Origin of the sequence: Thiorhodovibrio winogradskyi (assembly GCF_036208045.1) — a bacterium.
In the GTDB taxonomy this organism is placed as follows: Bacteria; Pseudomonadota; Gammaproteobacteria; order Chromatiales; family Chromatiaceae; genus Thiorhodovibrio; species Thiorhodovibrio winogradskyi.
Window position 1 is genome coordinate 3,948,202 of record NZ_CP121472.1, and the last position, 18,638, is coordinate 3,966,839.

General features: G+C 61.7%; 18 protein-coding genes and 2 pseudogenes. 10 read left to right on the forward strand and 10 right to left on the reverse strand.

The genetic code is table 11. From position 1 onward, the window contains the following. Positions 1–265: 265 nt before the first annotated feature. Complete coding sequence (locus tag Thiowin_RS18040; protein ID WP_328984346.1) at positions 266–490, forward strand: hypothetical protein; 225 nt, start codon at positions 266–268, stop codon at positions 488–490. A gap of 384 nt (positions 491–874) precedes the next feature. Here Thiowin_RS18040 and Thiowin_RS18045 read toward each other — a convergent pair. Next, a pseudogene (locus tag Thiowin_RS18045) lies at positions 875–1,993 on the reverse strand (IS110 family RNA-guided transposase). 395 nt (positions 1,994–2,388) lie between these two features. On the opposite strand from Thiowin_RS18045, the gene Thiowin_RS18050 reads away from it, so the two are divergent. The 5 genes and pseudogenes from Thiowin_RS18050 (at position 2,389) to Thiowin_RS18070 (ending at position 7,148) form a co-directional block, all read left to right on the forward strand. Further along, complete coding sequence (locus Thiowin_RS18050; protein ID WP_328984350.1) at positions 2,389–3,309, forward strand: hypothetical protein; 921 nt, start codon at positions 2,389–2,391, stop codon at positions 3,307–3,309. Positions 3,310–3,600: 291 nt separating this feature from the next. Next, the gene (locus Thiowin_RS18055; protein ID WP_328984351.1) at positions 3,601–4,086 is read left to right on the forward strand and encodes a hypothetical protein; all 486 of its coding nucleotides are present in this window, start codon (positions 3,601–3,603) and stop codon (positions 4,084–4,086) included. 66 nt (positions 4,087–4,152) lie between these two features. Beyond that, positions 4,153–5,518, forward strand: a pseudogene (locus Thiowin_RS18060) (DDE-type integrase/transposase/recombinase). Continuing rightward, the gene (locus Thiowin_RS18065) at positions 5,515–6,372 is read left to right on the forward strand and encodes an ExeA family protein (protein ID WP_328984352.1); all 858 of its coding nucleotides are present in this window, start codon (positions 5,515–5,517) and stop codon (positions 6,370–6,372) included. The pseudogene Thiowin_RS18060 and the gene Thiowin_RS18065 overlap by 4 nt, the downstream one beginning before the upstream one ends. Next, positions 6,369–7,148 (forward strand): DNA-primase RepB domain-containing protein, encoded by a 780-nt coding sequence (locus Thiowin_RS18070; RefSeq protein ID WP_328984353.1) that lies wholly within the window; start codon positions 6,369–6,371, stop codon positions 7,146–7,148. The genes Thiowin_RS18065 and Thiowin_RS18070 overlap by 4 nt, the downstream gene beginning before the upstream one ends. A gap of 146 nt (positions 7,149–7,294) precedes the next feature. Here the strand turns inward: Thiowin_RS18070 and Thiowin_RS18075 are convergent, their stop codons facing one another. The 8 genes from Thiowin_RS18075 to Thiowin_RS18110 form a co-directional block, all read right to left on the reverse strand. Further along, on the reverse strand, positions 7,295–7,492 hold the full coding sequence (locus Thiowin_RS18075; protein ID WP_328984354.1) for a hypothetical protein: 198 nt from the start codon (positions 7,490–7,492) through the stop codon (positions 7,295–7,297). Then, positions 7,489–9,462, reverse strand: coding sequence for a tetratricopeptide repeat protein (locus Thiowin_RS18080; RefSeq protein ID WP_328984355.1), 1,974 nt, complete (start codon positions 9,460–9,462; stop codon positions 7,489–7,491). Before Thiowin_RS18080 ends, Thiowin_RS18075 begins: the two co-directional genes overlap by 4 nt. 66 nt (positions 9,463–9,528) lie before the next feature. Continuing rightward, the gene (locus Thiowin_RS18085; RefSeq protein ID WP_328984356.1) at positions 9,529–10,701 is read right to left on the reverse strand and encodes a TIGR02710 family CRISPR-associated CARF protein; all 1,173 of its coding nucleotides are present in this window, start codon (positions 10,699–10,701) and stop codon (positions 9,529–9,531) included. Between the two features lie 149 nt (positions 10,702–10,850). Then, on the reverse strand, positions 10,851–11,039 hold the full coding sequence (locus tag Thiowin_RS18090; RefSeq protein WP_328984357.1) for a DUF2283 domain-containing protein: 189 nt from the start codon (positions 11,037–11,039) through the stop codon (positions 10,851–10,853). 12 nt (positions 11,040–11,051) lie between these two features. Then, entirely contained in the window at positions 11,052–11,285 is a 234-nt protein-coding gene (locus Thiowin_RS18095) for a DUF4258 domain-containing protein (protein ID WP_328984358.1), read from the reverse strand. Continuing rightward, a complete protein-coding gene (locus Thiowin_RS18100; protein ID WP_328984359.1) occupies positions 11,270–11,458 on the reverse strand; it encodes a DUF433 domain-containing protein in 189 nt (62 codons plus the stop codon). The genes Thiowin_RS18095 and Thiowin_RS18100 overlap by 16 nt, the downstream gene beginning before the upstream one ends. 10 nt (positions 11,459–11,468) lie before the next feature. Continuing rightward, positions 11,469–11,666, reverse strand: a complete 198-nt coding sequence (locus Thiowin_RS18105; protein ID WP_328984360.1) for a hypothetical protein — start codon at positions 11,664–11,666, stop codon at positions 11,469–11,471. Positions 11,667–11,761: 95 nt separating this feature from the next. Continuing rightward, positions 11,762–13,378, reverse strand: a complete 1,617-nt coding sequence (locus Thiowin_RS18110; RefSeq protein WP_328984361.1) for a methyl-accepting chemotaxis protein — start codon at positions 13,376–13,378, stop codon at positions 11,762–11,764. Between the two features lie 276 nt (positions 13,379–13,654). On the opposite strand from Thiowin_RS18110, the gene Thiowin_RS18115 reads away from it, so the two are divergent. From Thiowin_RS18115 to Thiowin_RS18125, 3 genes are all read left to right on the forward strand, one after another. Then, positions 13,655–15,127: an AAA family ATPase gene (locus Thiowin_RS18115; protein WP_328984362.1), complete on the forward strand. Its 1,473-nt coding sequence runs from the start codon at positions 13,655–13,657 to the stop codon at positions 15,125–15,127. 90 nt (positions 15,128–15,217) lie between these two features. Continuing rightward, complete coding sequence (locus Thiowin_RS18120) at positions 15,218–16,150, forward strand: DnaJ C-terminal domain-containing protein (protein ID WP_328984363.1); 933 nt, start codon at positions 15,218–15,220, stop codon at positions 16,148–16,150. Positions 16,151–16,152: 2 nt separating this feature from the next. Then, the gene (locus tag Thiowin_RS18125; RefSeq protein ID WP_328984364.1) at positions 16,153–16,515 is read left to right on the forward strand and encodes a chaperone modulator CbpM; all 363 of its coding nucleotides are present in this window, start codon (positions 16,153–16,155) and stop codon (positions 16,513–16,515) included. A 2-nt stretch (positions 16,516–16,517) separates the two neighbouring features. Here Thiowin_RS18125 and Thiowin_RS18130 read toward each other — a convergent pair whose 3' ends face one another. Next, positions 16,518–17,699: a class I SAM-dependent methyltransferase gene (locus Thiowin_RS18130; RefSeq protein ID WP_328984365.1), complete on the reverse strand. Its 1,182-nt coding sequence runs from the start codon at positions 17,697–17,699 to the stop codon at positions 16,518–16,520. 112 nt (positions 17,700–17,811) lie between these two features. Between Thiowin_RS18130 and Thiowin_RS18135 the strand changes: the two genes are divergently transcribed. Next, complete coding sequence (locus tag Thiowin_RS18135) at positions 17,812–18,594, forward strand: pteridine reductase (RefSeq protein ID WP_328984366.1); 783 nt, start codon at positions 17,812–17,814, stop codon at positions 18,592–18,594. Positions 18,595–18,638 lie beyond the last annotated feature (44 nt).

Consider the following 18,638-nt stretch of genomic DNA (forward strand, 5'->3'; position numbering starts at 1 on the left):
ACCGGACAAGATTCCAGGCGTGACGGAGGATGTCCTCATTTAACCCGCTAGACTTACTGTTGTTACTGCGAACGGCCAGGGTCGATTTAATTGTCGAGCCACCCACCGGGCCGTTACCTGCAAGCCAGGCCCCCCCCCGAGCTGAAGGGCAAGGATGCCCGCACCCGCTTCCAACCCCGCGCCCGTTCATTCGGGGCGAGTTTTTCTTTGGGGCCGCGGGTGCTATGCTGGTTGCAGAAAAACGCAGTGATTGGAGCCTCAAGCGATGAGCGAGAATGTCAATAATTTAGTACTGGAGCATCTGCGGGCAATTCGCGCAACGCAAGCTGACCATGGTGAAAGATTGATGCAAATCGAGCTGCAACTCTCCGCACTGGGGCAGCAAGTCGGCGGACTGACAACAGCGGTATATTCCGGCAAGTCGGAACTCGACGAATTGCGCCGGCGCGTGGAGCATATTGAGCGGCGGTTAGAGCTGAAATCTGCGTAAGGGGAAAACGGGGACGGACCCTGAGGTATCCCCAAATATTCTCACGCTTTATCAATAAGGAATTATGGGGACATATATGGTCCGCCCCGCGATGCAAGAGGAAAATCGCTGTTTGGTAGAAGGAAACGTTGCGGCCATATATCCGGCATCGATCTCGGGACGCATTGCGGTCCCCGTGCCCTAATGGAATTCGCGTACCTCGCCGTCCTCAATCAGACTATCAGTCTCAGCTTAAGCTGGCTGCTGTCCCCGTCAGGTTTTCAGCGAGGCGGTCGTGCCTTTCATGCCATTACAGTGACTTTCACTCTTAGCAACTCGTGGTGTGGAACTCGGTTGTTGCCCTATAAGGGCGGGTTAATCGGAATGGTTCGTGGCTGATAGGCGTTACGCATTAACAGCCGCAGGCTTTGCCAGCGCGCCGCGCGCTGCATCGAAGGCCTTTCCGGTGGTCATCACCGCCCAGGCGATGCGCACGAGCTTGTTGGCCATCGCAACCACGGCGACATTGGCATGACGGCGCTGCTTGAGACCGCACGCCCAATGACTGAGGGCGTCGTCTTTGTTCTCAACCCAGCGCCCATTGTTCAGATCAGGGGCACGCGCCCCGTTGATCAGCAGTTTGCGCATATACACATCACCGCGCTTACTGATGCCGAGCAAGCGTGGTTTCCCGCCGGTGGAGTGCTGTCGCGGCACCAGCCCCAGCCAGGCGGCCAGCGCGCGGCCATTATTGAACAGCCCCCAATTCTCCCCCAAGGTGGCGATCAAGGCGGTGGCCACCAGCGGACCGATGCCGGAAATGCTCATCAACAGCTGGGCCGAGTCATTGGTGTTGGCAACGGCCTGAATCTGAGTATCATAATGCTTGACCCGCGTATCCATGTGACGCAACTCCTAGAGGAGAACATTCAATTCAGCGCGAAACCGCTCACTGAGTCCATTCTCGGCGTCTTCAAGGATGTCCGGCAGGCGGCGCATAAGCTCAGCACGCCCTTGAGCAATGACAATACCGTATTCGGCCAACAACCCCCGGATCTGATTGACCAGCGCCGTGCGCTGATCAATGACCATCGAGCGCATGCGGTGGGTACCCTGGGTATCTTGCTGTTCAACGTTCTTGATGGGCACGAACAATTGACGCGGGCCCCTGTTCGAGCAGGGCGCCGCTTCGCAAATCGCCTCGGCATCGACGGCATCGTTTTTGTTCGTCTTCACAAAGGGCTTCACATGCTGCGGGGCGATCAACACCACCTCATGGCCAAACCCCTGGAAGGTGCGCGCCCAGTGGTGGGCACCACTACAGGCTTCCATGGCGATGCGACAGGTCGGCTGCTGGGCGATGAACTGACTCAACGCTTTTCGTGCCAACTTGCGGCTGAACACCACTTCACCCTCGGCGTCGACACCAAACACATGTACGCTGTTCTTGGCTAAATCAATACCAATAGTGACGACCGGTTCTTTGCTAAACGTCTTTACGGATTTTTTCTTCGCTTTTTTCATGGCTCTTCTCTGCTGTCTTCGGTTGACGATTAGATGGTTGTCGATAGCCTATTTTGCTTGATTCAGCGGGTTTGTAGGAGCGGGGCGGACCATCCCATTAGTATACTCAATACCCCTGACTGATCCCGCCTGACCACGGCTCCCACCATCCAGCCCCCGGAATAAGTTCTGAGTTCTGGTGACAGTTTACTGAATCAGAAGCAAAGGGGGCAGGATCGAATTAATTTTCGCAATCCCGGGGACATAGACTCAATTCCTCACACTGATCCCTCCTGACCGCTGGCCCCACCATCCAGCCCCTGGGTTCGCGCCTCGCGAGTTTTTCCTGTGGCAGCCAACCATCACCACGCCATCGCCTCCCCCACCCCCCCCGGCAGATCGACTAAACTGCTACCATGCGCCGCGACCAACGCATCCCCTGGCACAAACTTCTCGGCCAAGCCCTGGCCGATGCCCTGATCGGTTTGCCCTATCAGGTCAGCACTGAAGAAGAACTCGCCCTGCGTAGCCAGCGCCTGGATGTGCTTATCATCGAACAGGGGCAATCCCCGCAGGCAACAAGCAGACCCGCCGACGACTGCCCGGATGGACTGGAAGACCTGACCAAGCACAACCTGCTGAGCTTCAAAGCCGCCGACGAGCCCTTCAGCGCCTGGTTTGCCGAAGAACTGCTGAGTCATTCCGTCACCTACCGCAAAGTCGCCTCCCTGCGCGCCCTGCGCAAGCGCCAGTCAGGCAAAGACCAACCGCTGGAGGAGCCCAAGGAAGCCTACCGGCTATTACCGGCTGAGGACTTCCGCTGCTACGCCATCGCCACCCGCTTTCCGCGCCAACTGGTCAAACAATTGCGATCCGGCAGTTGTCAAAAGACCGAGAAAGCGGGAATCTATCACCTGCGCTTTGGCACCCGCGACATGCGCCTGGTGGTGATTAACCAACTCGAACCCCACCCGCGCAACGCGCCCTGGGGCCTGTTCGCCACGGATGAAGCACAGTGGCGCGCGGCCTTTGCCAGTTATCGCTCGCACAGCGACATCGGGATTCACCTGCACAATCTCATTGGGTATTTTCGCCTGGGAGAAGGATACATGGCCTACACACAAGAAGACATGCACCGCGATGCCCGCGAATGGCTCAAGGGCGCGCTGAGCGAAATCGACCCTGAAGAAGTCCTCCAATGTTACGCTCCCGAGGATCGTCTCAAGGGGCTTGATCCCGAAGATCGTCTCAAAGGGCTTGATCCTGAGGATCGTCTCAAAGGGCTTGATCCTGCCACCATCGAAGCCTGGTTGGCCAAGCAGCGCCGGGATCACTAAGCGCGGATTGCCCATCCCTCTGACTGCTCGGCAATCAAAAACAAAAAGAGTAGCAAAAGGTGAGCAAAAGGGGTTGGGAACAGCGCAAATGGCTCGGGAAAACGAAAAACCCCCTCAAACAACTTGACGAAAGTTGTCCGAGAGGGCTGTCTCCGAATTTCGCCAAAAACCAGGAGACAGCACCAGTGTGTCACGCCTTTCTACACGACGCCAATTTCTACCAACTGCTCACTCGGATCGACGAGTCGATTGCTGAGGAGGCGCGCGCGCGGCTGTGACTGCGGTGGGGTCTTGCATCGCGCCTGCTATCCGCGCAAGCCGCGCGGTGAGCGTGGCGTCTTGGATGAGAGCTACCAGCGCCGTCTGAGCTTCTGCTGCGCCGAGGATGGCTGTCGGCGGCGCTGCACCCCGGCGTCCGTGCGTTTTCTCGGCCGCAAGGTCTACCTTGGGGTCATTGTCGTCCTGATCACTGCGCTCAATCACGGTCTCAGCGCGTCGCGTCGTCAGCGCTTGATTGAGACACTCGGTGTCTGCGTCCAAACCCTGCGCCGTTGGCAACAGTGGTGGCGGGAGCAGTTTGTCCAAACCCGCTGTTGGAGGGGATTGGCCGGACAGTTCCTTCCGCCGATCCTCACCGCCCATCTACCCAGTGCATTGCTCGAACGCCTAAGCGGCCGCGCGTTGTCCGAACGTGTCGTGCAATTGCTGGTATTGATCGCCCCGACCACGACAACGACAGGCTCGCCGCGGGCCATGGCCGACCCGCGGAAGATGTAATCGCCCCGGTACGCAACGCCTTCTAGACTCCCAGTTCTGTGCAAAACACCTGAGAGGAGAAGGCCGATGTCGGATGAACAAGCCCACGGCGACCCTGATGGGTGGGCGCGGTTGCGCTTCGCCATTATTGGTCCCTTGTTGGCCGATCCCGCGCCGGGGGCTGGCATTGGGGCGCGCCTGCAAGCGCTGGCCGCCAAATCCTGGCGCCATCCGCTGACCGGCCTGCCGGTGCGCTTTAGCTTCGCGACCTTGGAACGTTGGTACTACCGCGCGCGCGATGTGCAAGACCCGGTCGGGGCACTGCGTGCGCGCCGGCGCCGCGATGCGGGAGCGCCGCGCGTCTTGAGTGCGCGCCTGATGGAAACCATCCAGGCGCAATACCGTGACTACCCCGGTTGGACGGTGCAGCTGCACTACGACAATCTGGTCTCCTTGGTGGAGGCCGATGACACACTCGGGCCACTGCCGTCCTACGCCACCGTGCGCCGCTTCATGAAGCGCGAAGGGTTGCACCGCCGCCGGGTCGTGGCACGCCAGACCCCCGGTGCCGAACAGGCCGCCCGGCGTCTGGAGGCCTGCGAGGTGCGCAGCTATGAAGCCCAGTATGTCCATGCCTTGTGGCATCTGGACTTCCATCATGGCTCGCGCCACGTCCTGACCCGCGGTGGTGTCTGGTTCAAGCCCCTGCTATTGGCGATCATCGACGATCATTCCCGCTTGATCTGCCATTTGCAGTGGTATCTGGATGAGACGGCCGAGACGCTGGTGCATGGTCTGGGCCAGGCGTTGCAGAAACGCGGCCTGCCGCAGGCGTTGATGAGCGACAACGGCGCCGCGATGCAGGCCGAGGAGTTCACCGCTGGACTGCTTGCGCTGGGCATCCTGCACGAACCAACGCTGCCTTATAGCCCCTATCAGAACGCCAAGCAGGAACGGTTTTGGGCGACGCTCGAAGGCCGCCTGATGGCGATGCTCCAAGACATCGAGGAGCTCGACCTGCAGCGGCTGAACATCCTCACCCAAGCCTGGGTCGAGCAGGAGTACCACCGCAAGGTTCACAGCGAGACGGCCGCCACGCAGCTGGCGCGGTCGTTGGATGCGCCCAGCGTGGGGCGCCCCTGTCCGGATAGCGAGGCCATCCGTGCGGCCTTTCGCTGCCGCGTCCAGCGTCGCCTACGCCCGCTGGGATTTAAGCGCGGTGGATCTGATCGACCCGCACAGTGGCGCACCGCTGTGTCGGCTCCATCCCTTGAATAAAGCCGCCAATGCCTCGGGCAAGCGACGGCGCCTGGACGGCGCGAGCACACCACCACCGTCCAAACGCACCACGACCCTGCCACCGCTGCTGCGCGAGTTGCTCGCCGAGTATGCCGCCACCGGCTTGCCGCCGGCCTATCTGCCAACCCATGACGATCCGGAGTTTGATGCATGAACAAAACCCTGTTGGCCATCTATGGACTGAAGTTCAATCCGTTTTCTCCGGAGCTGCCAACGGCGGCATTGCATCTGACCCCAGCGGTGGAGCAGTTCTGCTGGCGCATTGAGCAGAGCCTGATTCGCGAAGGCGGCTTTGCCTTGATTCAGGGCGATCCCGGCACCGGCAAAAGCGCGGTGTTGCGCGTGCTCGATGAGCGCCTGCATCAGTTGCCCGATCTCAGCGTCGGGGCCATTACCCATCCGAGTTCCAAATTGGCGGATTTCTACCGCGAGATGGGCGAGCTGTTTGCCGTTGACCTCAAACCGCATAACCGCTGGGGTGGCTTTAAGTTGCTGCGTGAGCGTTGGTTGGCGCATCTGCAAACGACGCTGTTGCGCCCGGTGTTGCTGATTGATGAGGCGCAAGAGATGCATCCGACGGTGCTCAATGAGTTGCGTCTGCTGACCTCGATGCAGTTTGACTCGCGCACCTTGTTGAGCGTGATTCTCGCCGGCGATGGGCGCCTGGCGGCGATGCTCCGGCGCGAGGATTTGCTGCTGCTGGGCAGCCGCATTCGCGCGCGCCTGACTCTGGAGTCTGCCAGCCGCGAGGCACTCGTGGCTTGTCTGGAGCATGTGCAGCAGTGCGCGGGTAACGCGAGCCTGATGAGTCCGGAGTTGATGAAGACGCTCGTTGAACATGCGTTGGGTAATTATCGGGTGTTGACGACCATGGCCGCGGAGTTGCTGGCGCAGGCCGCACGCCTCGAGCGCCCGCAACTCGATGAGTCGCTGTACCTTGAGGTGTTTGGCGCGTTACCGGGTAACGCCCGCCAACGCCCGGGGGCCAAGGCGGCGCACGCCCGATGACGGCGGCCTCTCACACCGCGATGATGCTCGCCGCTTGGCGCCATGCCGGTATCACGCGCGCGGATCTGGCGGTGCGCACGCCGAGCGCGATGATGCTGTGGTTCCAGGATCGCGCTTTGGATCAGCTGCCGCTCGGATTGGCCAGGGCGCGCAATGCCCATGGGGCGGATGTCTATATCCGTCCGGCTCGCGGCTATCCTTGGCCAATGGTGTTTCTCGATGATGTCGCCCCGGCAATGGCGCACCGCGTCGCCAAGCACTATGCCGTCCTGGTGGTGCGGACTTCGACCCTCGGGGGCTGTCATCTGTGGCTACAACTGACCCGCGCGCTTGATGAGAGACAGCGCGCCCAGGTGCAGCGTTGGCTGATTCCGCGTGTGGGCGCTGATCCGGGCTCAGTCTCTGGTGAGCATCTCGGTCGGCTGGCGGGGATGAAGAATGCCAAACGCGGCGGGGAGTGGGTCAATGTTCTTCACCGCCCAGGCCCTCGGGAGCGGGTCTGGGATCCGACGCCAGCTTCGCCAACGACCGCTGCGCCTCGGGCGAAACCGCCCGCTCGCAAACAGGACTCACGCGCGCCTTCCTCCGCCGGCGACGGCTCGGAGTCAGCCCGCGAATGGGGCTGGGTCCGCGGCGCACTCGAGGCCGGTCTGTCACCAACCACGCTCTACCAGCGCTTGCTCGAGCGCGCTTCCCCGCGTCGCGGTGCCGATGCCGAGCGCTACGCCCGCTATACCCTCTCGCGCGCACTCCGCTCTACCGCGCACCGCCACTGAACCCTGTCCGTCTCTCCCCCTTGGGGGGCGCGTGGTTCATGATTCCCGCTCTCCTTAGTCCGCCAAGGATGGCGTCCCGCATTCCAATGGCAGTCAGCGTCCTTTAAATAGCTTGAAAATAGTTCCGGCGAATAGCGTTTTTACGCTCAGCAGTCGGGAAAGCGCAGAATCTCGCAGCCGCCATCGCCGAGCTGGGAGCGGATTTGCTCGGCCAGACGGCGGTCGGCGCCACGTTGCGCCATAACGGCGGTGATGATGAAGACCACCCGCGCGGGTTTGTCCATCAGGATGGGGATCAGGTTTTGCATGACCTGATCGGAGATGAGGACGATGTGGGTGTTCATTTCTTTCTCTTGAAGAGCTTGCCAACCTGTTCGACCATCTTGTTGATTGCTTGATCGGGAAGGTGGGCGATCACCATGCTGTTAACGTCATTCAGGTACGCGGCATCTTCTTCGGTCTCGACCATGGGCTCGAGCTGGTCGACCATTTGTTTTGCCGCGACGGGATCACCGCGCGCGGCGGTGAGCGCGGCGGTGGTGCCAATCAGCAGGAAGTAATCCTGGATGTGAAAGCGCTCGCGCTTGTGAAGATCGCCGAGCAGGTCCTGGGCTTCATCGAGACGATTGTCCCGAATCAAGACTTTGGCGAGATTGCAGCGCGGGTGCAGATAGTCCGGATAGAGCGCGATCACGCGCCTGAGCATGGCCTCGCCCGCCTCGCGCTCGCCCTGGTGGATAAGCAGCTGGCCGAGGTTTCCGAGCGTGGTGCGATTGTCCGGCGTTTGTTCGAGGATCTGGCGCAAGCAGGCTTGGGCACCGGCGATATCGCCGTTCGCGTTCTTGTCGATGGATTCATCGAGCAGTGCTTGCAAGTGCGGCGGCAGCTCCGGTGGCTCCACTTCCCGATGAATCTCGTAGGCGGTGAGCACGATGGACTGCAGCCGTCCTTTCAGCCAGATATCCACGGTCTCGTTTTTGGCGAGAAATTGGTGCTGGCGCAGGACATTGAGGATCTCCATGCGATCCTCGTCGGTGCCGATAGGCAGGGCGATGAAAGCCTTCAGCCGCTTGGCGGCGTCGCTGTTACCCCGGGTGGCCTGGGCGCGCAAGAGCAGTACGGCGAGACCGCGCATGCCAACATCGCCAGCGCGGCAGATGCGCTCGAGATAGGCGGGGCTGGCCGTGAGTTCCGCCAGCCTGTCTTGCAGTGCCTGGGGGGTGATGCTTTGGGTGCCAAGTTTGAGTTGCTCCAGCCAGTTGACCGGGAAGCTGTGGGACATATCGAACATGACCGGAAAGGCCGGGGCGTTGTTCCAGCCGCTGATGGCCGCAAGGTTGTCGCGGGCGACAAGCAAAGAATCAGAGGTTGCGAGCGCTTCTTTCCAATACTGCCGCGCTTGTTTTAAGTTGCCACGGCGGGCACTGGCACAAGCGGCGAAGTGCCGCACCCGGGCCATGGCGTCGGGGGCGCCCTCCTTGTCGCTGAACCAGGACTGCTTGCTGGCGCGCTCGAAGGCCGCCAGCGCCGCGGCGTCCTCGCCCATGAACAGCAGCGCGTCGAGTTGCATGAGAAGATCGTCGGTGCGCCGCGCGGTCGCGGCCGCGAGCGGGGTGACCAAGCCGCGCGCGCCATCCTCGTCACCGAGGTAGCAGCGCAGCCGGATCAGCCAGCCGAGGGCAAAGAGATTATCGGCATCGGCCTGCCAGCCGGCGGAGAAGGCTTGCAGGGCATCTTCGATCCGCTGAACGTGGAAGAGTGTCGCGCCAAGATTATTGCGTGCCGAGGCGATCTCGACGCCTTGGAGGACCGCGATGGCGTTGGGGAAGTCCCGCGCGCCCATTAACAGCCTGCCGGTGTCGAAGGCGAACATGTCCTCCGCGGTCGCGATCCGGCCATCTGGCATGGTTCGCATTTCCTCCAACAGCGCGGGGTCCGGTTGCGGCAGGCCGGGTACCTCCGCGCCGAGGGCGCGCAGACGTTCAGCCGTGCTCAGCATGAGATGGACCAGTCCGAGCCTGGCCGCGCTTTGCAGCAAGGCACCCTGCGCGGGCGCGCTGTTCGGTCGGTTGCGGGCCCACAGCCAGGCCGCCGCGCCGGCGCCATAGTGGTCGTTCTTCTGCTCCAGGATGTCGATCAACAGCCGGTAGAGACCGCCATAATCTGGAAAACGTTCGAGTAGGCCGCGGGCGCGCGCTTCGGCCTCCTGGTACTGCTTATTGCGCAGCAAGCGCTCAACGGCCTCGATCTGGGCGGGATTGGGTTTTGGTGATTGCTTGGTGCGCGCCTTGGTTTTGGTTGATTTCTTTGCCACTCGATTTTCTCGCGTTAAATCTGTTGCCGAAGGGGTCTTGGCTGGTTCGAGTCGATCAGTCCTTCCTCAACGCCACAGCGGCGCTTGTGGGAGCTGGGGCGCGAGCTTCTTCAGTCCTGCGCGCGCGGCCTGCTGGCTGAACAGCGGGATCAGCGCGCCTGCCATCCAGCCGCCGAAGGCCTCCCAATCAGCACGGGCGATGGGTCGGTCGCCATGGGCGAGGATGGAGTAATTGCGCTTGGTGAGCTGATCAAGCATGTGGCTCCGCTCGGCCTCGACAAAGACCGCCACCTCGCCACCAAGATGGTGCGCGGCCAGTTCCCAGGCATTGCGCAGCCCGGCCTGGAGCTTGCCGTCCGGGTTGGCGGTGATCGACAGGCTGGCGGGAATCTGCTCTGGCTTGAGATCGCCAGTCAGAACGCCTTGGCCTTCCAGCAGCCATTGCGCGGTCCATTCTAGCAGCCGATAAGCGCGCGCGACGGCGTCATCGTAGCGGCACTGGACGGCGCGGCGCTGGGCATTGAGCCAGAGATCCCACAGGCGCGCCGGGGTGCGTTGGGGGCTGTCTTGCACCGCGTTCAGATATTTCAGCGCTTGGAACAGCGGGACCGCGACCTCGCCTGCGTCTTTCACCAAGCGCGGGCGATAGACTTCTAGTAGCGCAGCGGCCTCGGCATGGTCGAAGCGATCCCAGGCGTTGAGATAGGCCCGCATGGCCCGGCGCAGGCGAATTTCCTCGCTGCTCACGGCGAGCCCGGCCTGACTGCCATCCCGCACCTTGATGAGATCGGCGCGGTTGCCGGTGATAAGTTGCAGCTCGACGCGATCATTGTCGATCGCCGCCATCACCAGCGCGGCGGTCATGGTCTTGGTGCCGCCGGTGTAGTCGGCGATCAGCCGCGCTTGTGGGAAGCGCTCGGCGATGGCTGTGATCGCGCTGGTCATGGCCGCCACCGCTTGGTCAAGATCGTCGGTCGGCACCTCGACGGCCTGGAATTGCTCCTCGCGCAAGCCTGCCTGGGTGGGAATATTCGGCAGATGGTCAACCACCTCGGCGCCGCGGCGCACCTCCACCGGATGGCCCTTGCCGGTGATGGTGACCATGGACCCCGGCTGCCCGGTCGCCTGATCGCGCCCGCTGGCAAAGAAGAGCACAAAGACGGGTTGCAGTTCGCGAATGGCGGTCAAAATCGGCTGGTGCGAGCCGCCGACGGTGCAGAGGAGGATGGGTTGGGTCATTGATAATCCCTGGTTATTACTGTTGCATCATGCGCGCGAGGTCGCGTTGGTAAAATTGGTTGGCCCCCATGAGCAGTACGACAGGATGGTTTTGATCACAGCTTACCGTGAAACAACAGTTGCGCAGTAAAGCTTTCAGTATTTTCTGATTAAGCGACTTTTTCGAGCGGTTGTTGCTGAACCCGTTGGCTGACGGATAGAATTTCAATACCAACGAGATGGCCCTGGCTATCGTAATCCGCCATGATGCCTGGTTCCAATTCGTGCGTGCTCTCCACATCCGCATCGGAAATCTCGAAATAGGCCGCGTCGGCCACAGGGTCGAACTCTAGTTTCATCGGTCAGCACCTTTAGCTGTCAAAAAAGGCGGTCACGATGGTGACCGGATTCCGATTTTCGTTGTAGACCACGCGCAACATTTTGAAAGCTCGCTCAGGAACAGGATAAAAGGCATGAACAAGGCTTGCATCGTCTGGATCATCCTCCGTCCGCATCGGGTTGTTTAACGCTTCTCGAATCCATTCGATTCGGATAAGACGCTTCAGGCAACGCTTTTTTGCGTGAGATGTCAGCCTAAACTCCATGTCTTTTCTCCGGTCTCCGCGCGCTCAATGAACCGCATGGCGGCGATGATGTCTTTCTCATCCAGATCTGGGTAAGCATCGAGAATTTCATCGAATCCGCAACCGGATGCCACCAGGCTGACAATGTTGCCAGCCGTGATGCGTAAGCCTCTGATGCATGCTTTACCGCCCATGACCGCAGGGTCAAAGGTCACACTGGGGTGCGCGAGTGACGCAGACACTGCGGCGCAGGCTGTGACCAAGCAAACCACGCCAGGCCGAGCCGCTGAAGAAAGGCAGGCGGATCGGGTCGAGCGCCGAGCAAAAAAACCGCAGGCGCAGCAGGTTCAGCCCGGCTAGCGGCGGGTCGGGGATCCTGGAGGCAGCAACTGGAGACGTCATGGGCAGGCATTCGGCGAATAACGACGGATGCGCTGAGTATACTTGGAGCCAGGGCGCATGCACGCCCTGGCAAGCTTGCGGGCGCGGTGATGCTTTTAGGTTCTAAACCGTTCCACCAGGGTTGCAAGCTCTCTGGCCAACGCGCTGAGTTGCTCGGAAGCGGCCTTGGTCTCGGCCGCCGCCTGGGCGTTGCCCTCGGCGGCATCGGAGATACTGGTCACATTGCGGTTCATTTCCTCGGCCACCGCGCTTTGCTCATCGGCGGAGCTGGCAAGCTGGGTGTTGACGTCATTGATGGTTGTGACCGACTTAGTGATGGCCTCGAGTGAGTGATTCGCCTCGGCCGAGCTTTCCAGGCTCGACCGCGCATGATGCTGGCTTTGCTCCATGACCTTGACCGCGCGAGCGCTGGCCTGCTGCAGGCGCTCGATCATGGCCTGGATTTCCTCGGTGGAGCTCTGGGTGCGGGTGGCGAGCGAACGCACCTCATCGGCCACCACCGCGAAACCACGCCCTGCATCGCCGGCACGCGCGGCCTCAATCGCCGCGTTGAGCGCAAGCAAATTGGTCTGTTCAGCAATGCCGCGAATGACATCGAGCACGCTGCCGATCTGCTGGCTGTCCTTGCCCAGTTCAGCGATGACCTCGGCCGCGCGCTGCACCTCGGCGGCGAGCTGCTCAATCTTACGCATGGCGCCCGAGACCACCTCGGTCCCTGTGTCGGCCGCGGTCTTGGCTTCGCCTGTCGCCTGGGCGCCATCCTGCGCGCCACGCGCGACCTCCTGCGCCGTGGCGCTCATTTCGTTCATGGCGGTGGCGAGCTGATCGACCTCGTTGCGCTGATTGCTCACACCCGCGTTGGTGCGCTCGGTAATCTTGGCCAAGTCAGTCGCGGCACCGGTCAGCTGCCGGGTTGCGTCCAGTACCCGGGCGATGAGCTCGCGGAAATTGTCCATCATGGCATTGAAGGCGCCAGAGGCACGGCCGATTTCGTCCTGGCCTCGCACATCCAACCGGCGCGTCAGATCACCATCGCCCTCGGCGATCCCCCGCAGTCCGGTCGTCATCGCAAGCAAGGGCTTGGTGACGAAGACCTTGACGAAGAAATACATCATCAGGAGCACTGGCAAGCTGAGCAGAACGGCGAGAACAAATATCAACAGCCGGAAGCGATCAACGTGACGATTCACATCCTCCAGACTGATTTCAAGCGACACCGCGCCCAAAACCGAGCCCGCTGGCGATGCGGTATGGCACAGAGTGCAATCCTTGCCCAAATAATCCTTGCTACTGATCACCGGCATGATCTTACGCAGTCGATTGCGGTTGTCCGACAGCTCGCTGAAGGGCTCGCCCGTCTCCAGAACCCGGCGCTCGACAGCGTTGCGCGGCTGTTCGTCCTCTGTACCCGGTCCGTATTGGCTCGACACATTCTTGCTGCGCAGGACACGCAGATCGTTTAAATTCCGCAGTTCGATGATTTGGTCGAGAAACTCCGCGCGCTGATGGATCATGCCGGTGATCATTAAGGTGGTCAGGCCGGCCATGGTCATTTCGTGCAGCGTCTCGGAGAAGGCTTCGGCCTCCTCGATCGCGGTATTGCGTTGCTCCTGGGCCGCCCACAAAATCATGCCCGTCCAGGCCGGGAACAATATCAGCCACAGAGCAGCGATTAGCCGTGCCCAGATGGGTAAATCTTGAATTTTTTGCATGATGTTCGTGGCCTGATGTGGGTGTGCCATGTCGGCTGTTTCTGTTGGCGTCCGCTGGATTCTAGCGAAACATGACCCCTTCGTGGGGAGACTTTGCACCATTATCCTTAGCCTTTGCGGGCCCCGACCACTACGACATCGGTCACGAAAATGGCAATGTGCAAAAAAACCTGCCGCATCTGGCATTCATTGGCACTAAAAAGTCGGTCGCGATGGGTATAAACTGGTCACTCGGCAATCCAGCAACCGCCCTACTCCACGGGCGCAGGCGCCACCATGACCGATCTGCACGACCTCGACCTGATTCTGCGCTCCGAGACCCCGGTGCTCCTGATCGAGTCCCTGGAAGAGCAACGCATTATCGAGTTATTTAGCCGCCTGGCGATTCAGTTCGGCGTGCCGCTTTTTTGCTGGACCATGACCGACGGCCTGAGGCGCGCCGAGTATGCCGCCCGTCCCCAAGCGGATCTGGCCGATCCCGCGGAGATGCTGCGCCATATCAAGGTGAGCCCCGAGCCCGGCATCTATCTGCTGCTCGATTTTCATCCCTTTCTCGATAACCCGCTGCATGTGCGGCTGATTAAAGAAATCGCGCTAGGCTTCGGCGAGGTCGCCCGGCGCCTGGTGCTGGTCAGCCACGCATTGGAGAGCCCACCAGAGTTCCGCCATCTGAGCGCCCGCTTCGGCCTGCGTCTGCCCAACCGTGGCCGGCTGCTAGCGTTGATTCGCGAGGAAGCCCAGCGCTGGCAGCATGCCGGGCCGCGTCGTGCCTTTCGTGCCAACCGAGGCGCGGTCGATCGGCTCTCGCGCACCTTGCTCGGAGTGACGGAATCCGACGCGCGGCGTTTGATTCGCAACGCCATCCATCGCGACGGCGCCATCACCGAGACGGACGTGGAGGAAATTACCCGCGCCAAGTATGAGTTGCTGAGCCCCGAGGGTAGCATCTCCTTTGAATACGACACCGCGGGCTTTGGCGAAGTGGCCGGACTCGAGCATCTCAAAACCTGGATTGACCTGCGGCGCGAACCCTTTTTGTCGGATGATCCCAAGATCGAGCACCCGCGTGGCATCATGCTGCTTGGCGTGCAGGGCGGCGGCAAGAGCCTGGCGGCCAAGGCAGTGGCCGGGCGCTTTGGCGTGCCGCTGCTGCGGTTGGATTTCGGCGCGCTGTACAACAAGTATATTGGCGAGACCGAGCGGAATCTGCGCGAGTCATTGAAAACCGCCGAGGTCATGGCGCCTTGCGTGCTCTGGCTGGATGAAATCGAAAAAGGCTTGGCCGCCGGCAACAGCGACGAGGGCACCGGTCGGCGTATCATCGGCACCCTGCTGACCTGGATGGCGGAACGCAAGGCGGCGGTGTTTTTGGTGGCCACCTCCAACGACATCAAGCAACTGCCGCCTGAATTGGTGCGCAAGGGTCGCTTTGATGAGATCTTTTTCGTCGACCTGCCCGATGCCAGCGTGCGGCGCGAGATTTTTCGCATTCATTTGGCCAAGCGCGACATCAACCCGGAGCACTTCGACCTCGACCAGCTCGCCGCCCTGTCCGATGGTTTTTCCGGCGCCGGCATCGAGCAGGCCGTGGTCTCCGCCCTCTACGCCGCCCGCGCCGATGACAGCGGCGGGGTTAATACCCGCGCCATCGCCACCGAGCTCCAGCGCACCCAGCCTCTCTCCGTGGTGATGGATGAACAAATCGCCCGCCTGCGCGCATGGGCACGCAGCCGCACTGTCCCGGCTTAAGCTTTGGGTGCTGGACTTGCAAGTCCGTGCACTTCCCCTATTTCGATCAGGTCATCTGTTAAGATCACCTGATATCACCTAAGAACGCTCATGGAATACAAGGACTACTACAAAATCCTCGGCGTGCCGCGCAACGCCAGTCAGGATCAGATCAAAAGCGCCTATCGCAAACTCGCGCGCAAGTACCATCCGGATGTCAGCAAGGAGTCCCAGGCCGAACAGCGCTTCAAGGAGGTCAACGAGGCCAATGAAGTGCTGAAAGACCCGGAAAAGCGCGCCGCCTACGATGCCCTTGGCAGCAACTGGCGCGCCGGGCAGGACTTCCGCCCGCCCCCCGGTGGTCCCGGCGGCTTCGGCGGCTTCAAGCGGGAATTCAACGCCGAGGATATCGACCAGTTCAGCGACTTTTTCGCCAGCATTTTCGGCAGCGGCTTTCGCCGCGAACCTCCCCAGCAACGGCAGCGCGGCATGGACCAGAACACTCGCATCCAGATTTCCCTGGAAGACGCCTACCAGGGCACCAGCAAACAGATTCGCCTGGAAGACCCGCGAGCACGCGCCAACGGTGGCAGCGAGGACAGGGGCCGCACCCTCAACGTGCGCATTCCAGCCGGCGTCACCCAGGGCCAACAGATTCGCCTCGCCGGCCAGGGCGCGCCCGGTGCCGGCGGCAATGGGGACTTGTTTCTGGAAGTGGACTTCGCCCCCCATCCTATCTTCCGCCCCGAGGGCAAGAACATTCACCTGAACCTGCCCATCGCTCCCTGGGAAGCGGCGCTGGGCGCCACCGTCACCGTGCCCACGCTCGGCGGCAGCGTCAGCCTACGCATTCCCGCCGGCTCCCAGAGCAATCAGCGCCTGCGCCTGAAAGGTCGCGGCCTGCCGGGCAAAACGCCGGGCGACGCCTTGGTGCAGCTTGAAATCGTCAACCCGCCCGCCAGCGACGACCAGGCCCAGAAGGCCTATCGCAAGCTCGCCGAGCAGTTTGGAGACTTCAACCCACGCGCCAAATTGGGGGTGTGACCATGACGCAACGAGCGACCACCACGGACGTGAGCCTGTGCATTGAAGGCACCCTGCTCGACGAGGGAACCGTCATCACTGTGACCGAGCTAACCGAGGTCTGTCAGCTCAGCCTGCCCCAGGTCGAGCGCATGGTCGGCGAGGGCATGCTGCACCCGCGCGGCAACCGCCCGGAGCAATGGTGCTTTAGCGGCCTGGAGATTAAACGCGCGCGCCGCGCCCTGCGCCTACAGCGGGATCTCGACCTCAACCTGGCCGGCGCGGCGCTGGCGCTCGATCTGCTCGAGGAAATCGAACAATTGCGCGACCGCGTGCGCCTGCTGGAGCAGCATCTGGGCGGTTTGACGGATGTCGATGCGCGCTAACATCAAAGACGGCCGCGCAAATCCCGCACGGCAAAGCCCCGACAGGGGTGATTGAATCCCCGCGCGAGCCCCAGGACCTGGAAGCGCTCCCCCATGGCGGCGGGCAGGACGAGCTGCCTCGCGCCAGCGCTGATGCGCATCTGCAAGGCGGGATCAGCGGCCGCGGCAAGCGCCTCCATCATGCGTTGGTCGAGTCCGCAGCCAATGAGAAAATTGGCCTGATTCGTGTAGCCAGCCAAGTCAAAGCCGGCTGCCCTCCCGGCATCGGCCACGGCGGAAAAATCCACATGCGCACTGATATCCTGCAGGCCCAGGCGCTGGAAGGGGTCAGTGTTGGCGCGATGCTGATGATGGCTGATCAGGGTTCCAGCGCCGCGTTGCCGATGATAGTACTCCTTGCGCGGATAGCCGTAGTCGATGAGCAACACCAGTGCGCGATCCATCGCCCGCGCGAGCGCCCGCATCCAGGGTGCAAGACGCAGGTTGATCTCCGAGCAATAGCCGGGCTCCAGCGCCAGCCCCCGTGACTGCAGCAGCAGCACGGCTTGTTGCAGGCCAAGGGAGCGGGCCGGCCCCGTCACCTCCGTCAGTGCCTGGTCCTGCTCGTCAAAAGAGACAAAGACCTCCTCTGGCGCGCCCTGGCTGTCGATACAAAAGCGGTGCACGGGCATGGCATCGAGCACTTCATTGGCGATGACCACGCCCTGAAAGTGGCTTGGCAAGGCCGTCAGCCAGCGCACCCGATGCGCCTGCCCTGGCACCCGGGCAGCAAGGGTCGCACGCTGTCGCGCTTGCAGATCCGGACTCGGCTCGAGAATGAGATACTGCCCTGGCAACCTCTGTTGCCGCGCCAGTTCGGCCAGCAGATCGGCCGCGAGAACGCCACTGCCGGCGCCAAATTCCAGCAGGTCACCTCCACCCAAGGCGGTGAAAACATCCGAGCACTGCGCGGCGAGACAACCCGCGAAGAGCGGAGAGATTTCCGGAGCCGTGACAAAATCTCCTGTTGGGCCAAGCTTGGGCAGGCCGGCGACATAGTAGCCAAGCCCGGGCGCGTAGAGCGCCAGTTCCATGAAGCTATCGAAGCTCAGGGCGCCCTCGGCGGCATCGATCCGCTGCCGGATGAGCGCGAGCAGGGATTGGTGATGCGCAAGCGCTTGGGAATCCGATACTTGATCAACCACTGGCCTTGTCCCATGCTATCGGTGACAAAAAAGGCGTCAACTGCCCAGCAAGAATCCCAGCTTTTTCTGTCCACGATCCATTCATCATCCGCCCATCATCCGTTCAATATCCATGACCGAGACGCTTCATCCCTCCCCTCCTACTTCTGCTGCCCTGTCCTTGGCTGGCAAGGTTGCGCTCATTACCGGCGCGGCGGCCCGCATTGGTGCTGAAATTGCCCGCGCCCTGCATGCCGAGGGCTGCGATTTGCTGCTGCATTATCGCCATTCGGCCAAGCCGGCGGCGGCTTTGCAGGCGGAACTCCAGGCCGCGCGCGCGGATTCAGTCCAGCTGATTGCCTGTGATCTCAATGCCGAGAACGCCATCGCTCAACTCGAGCAGGCCACGCGGGCCTTTCGTCAACGGCTGGACATTCTGGTCAATAATGCCTCGAGCTTCTACCCGAGCCCGCTCGCGCAAGTGACGCCAAGCCTGTGGGATGACCTGATGGGCAGCAATCTGAGGGCACCTTTTTTTCTGACCCAGGCCCTGGCCCCGCTCCTGACGGCAAGTGGCGGCTGTGTGGTCAATCTGGTCGATATCCATGCCGAGCGCCCCCTCAAGACCTACCCGGTTTACTCCATCGCCAAGGCTGGCAATGCGATGATGGTCAAGGCCCTTGCGCGTGAGCTTGGCCCGGCGGTGCGGGTCAATGGCATCGCGCCAGGGGCGATTCTGTGGCCAGAGCAAGGCATGGATGACACAACCAAAGAGCAGATTCTGCAGCGCACGGCGCTGCAACGTCCGGGAAGTCCGCGGGATATTGCCCGCACACTCTTATTTCTGGTCCGCGACGCGCCTTATATCACCGGCCAGATTCTTGCCGTCGATGGCGGTCGCGGCCTGCAGCAATGACCGCGCACGACCGACAGCGACTTGCGAGGGGGCGACACATGGCT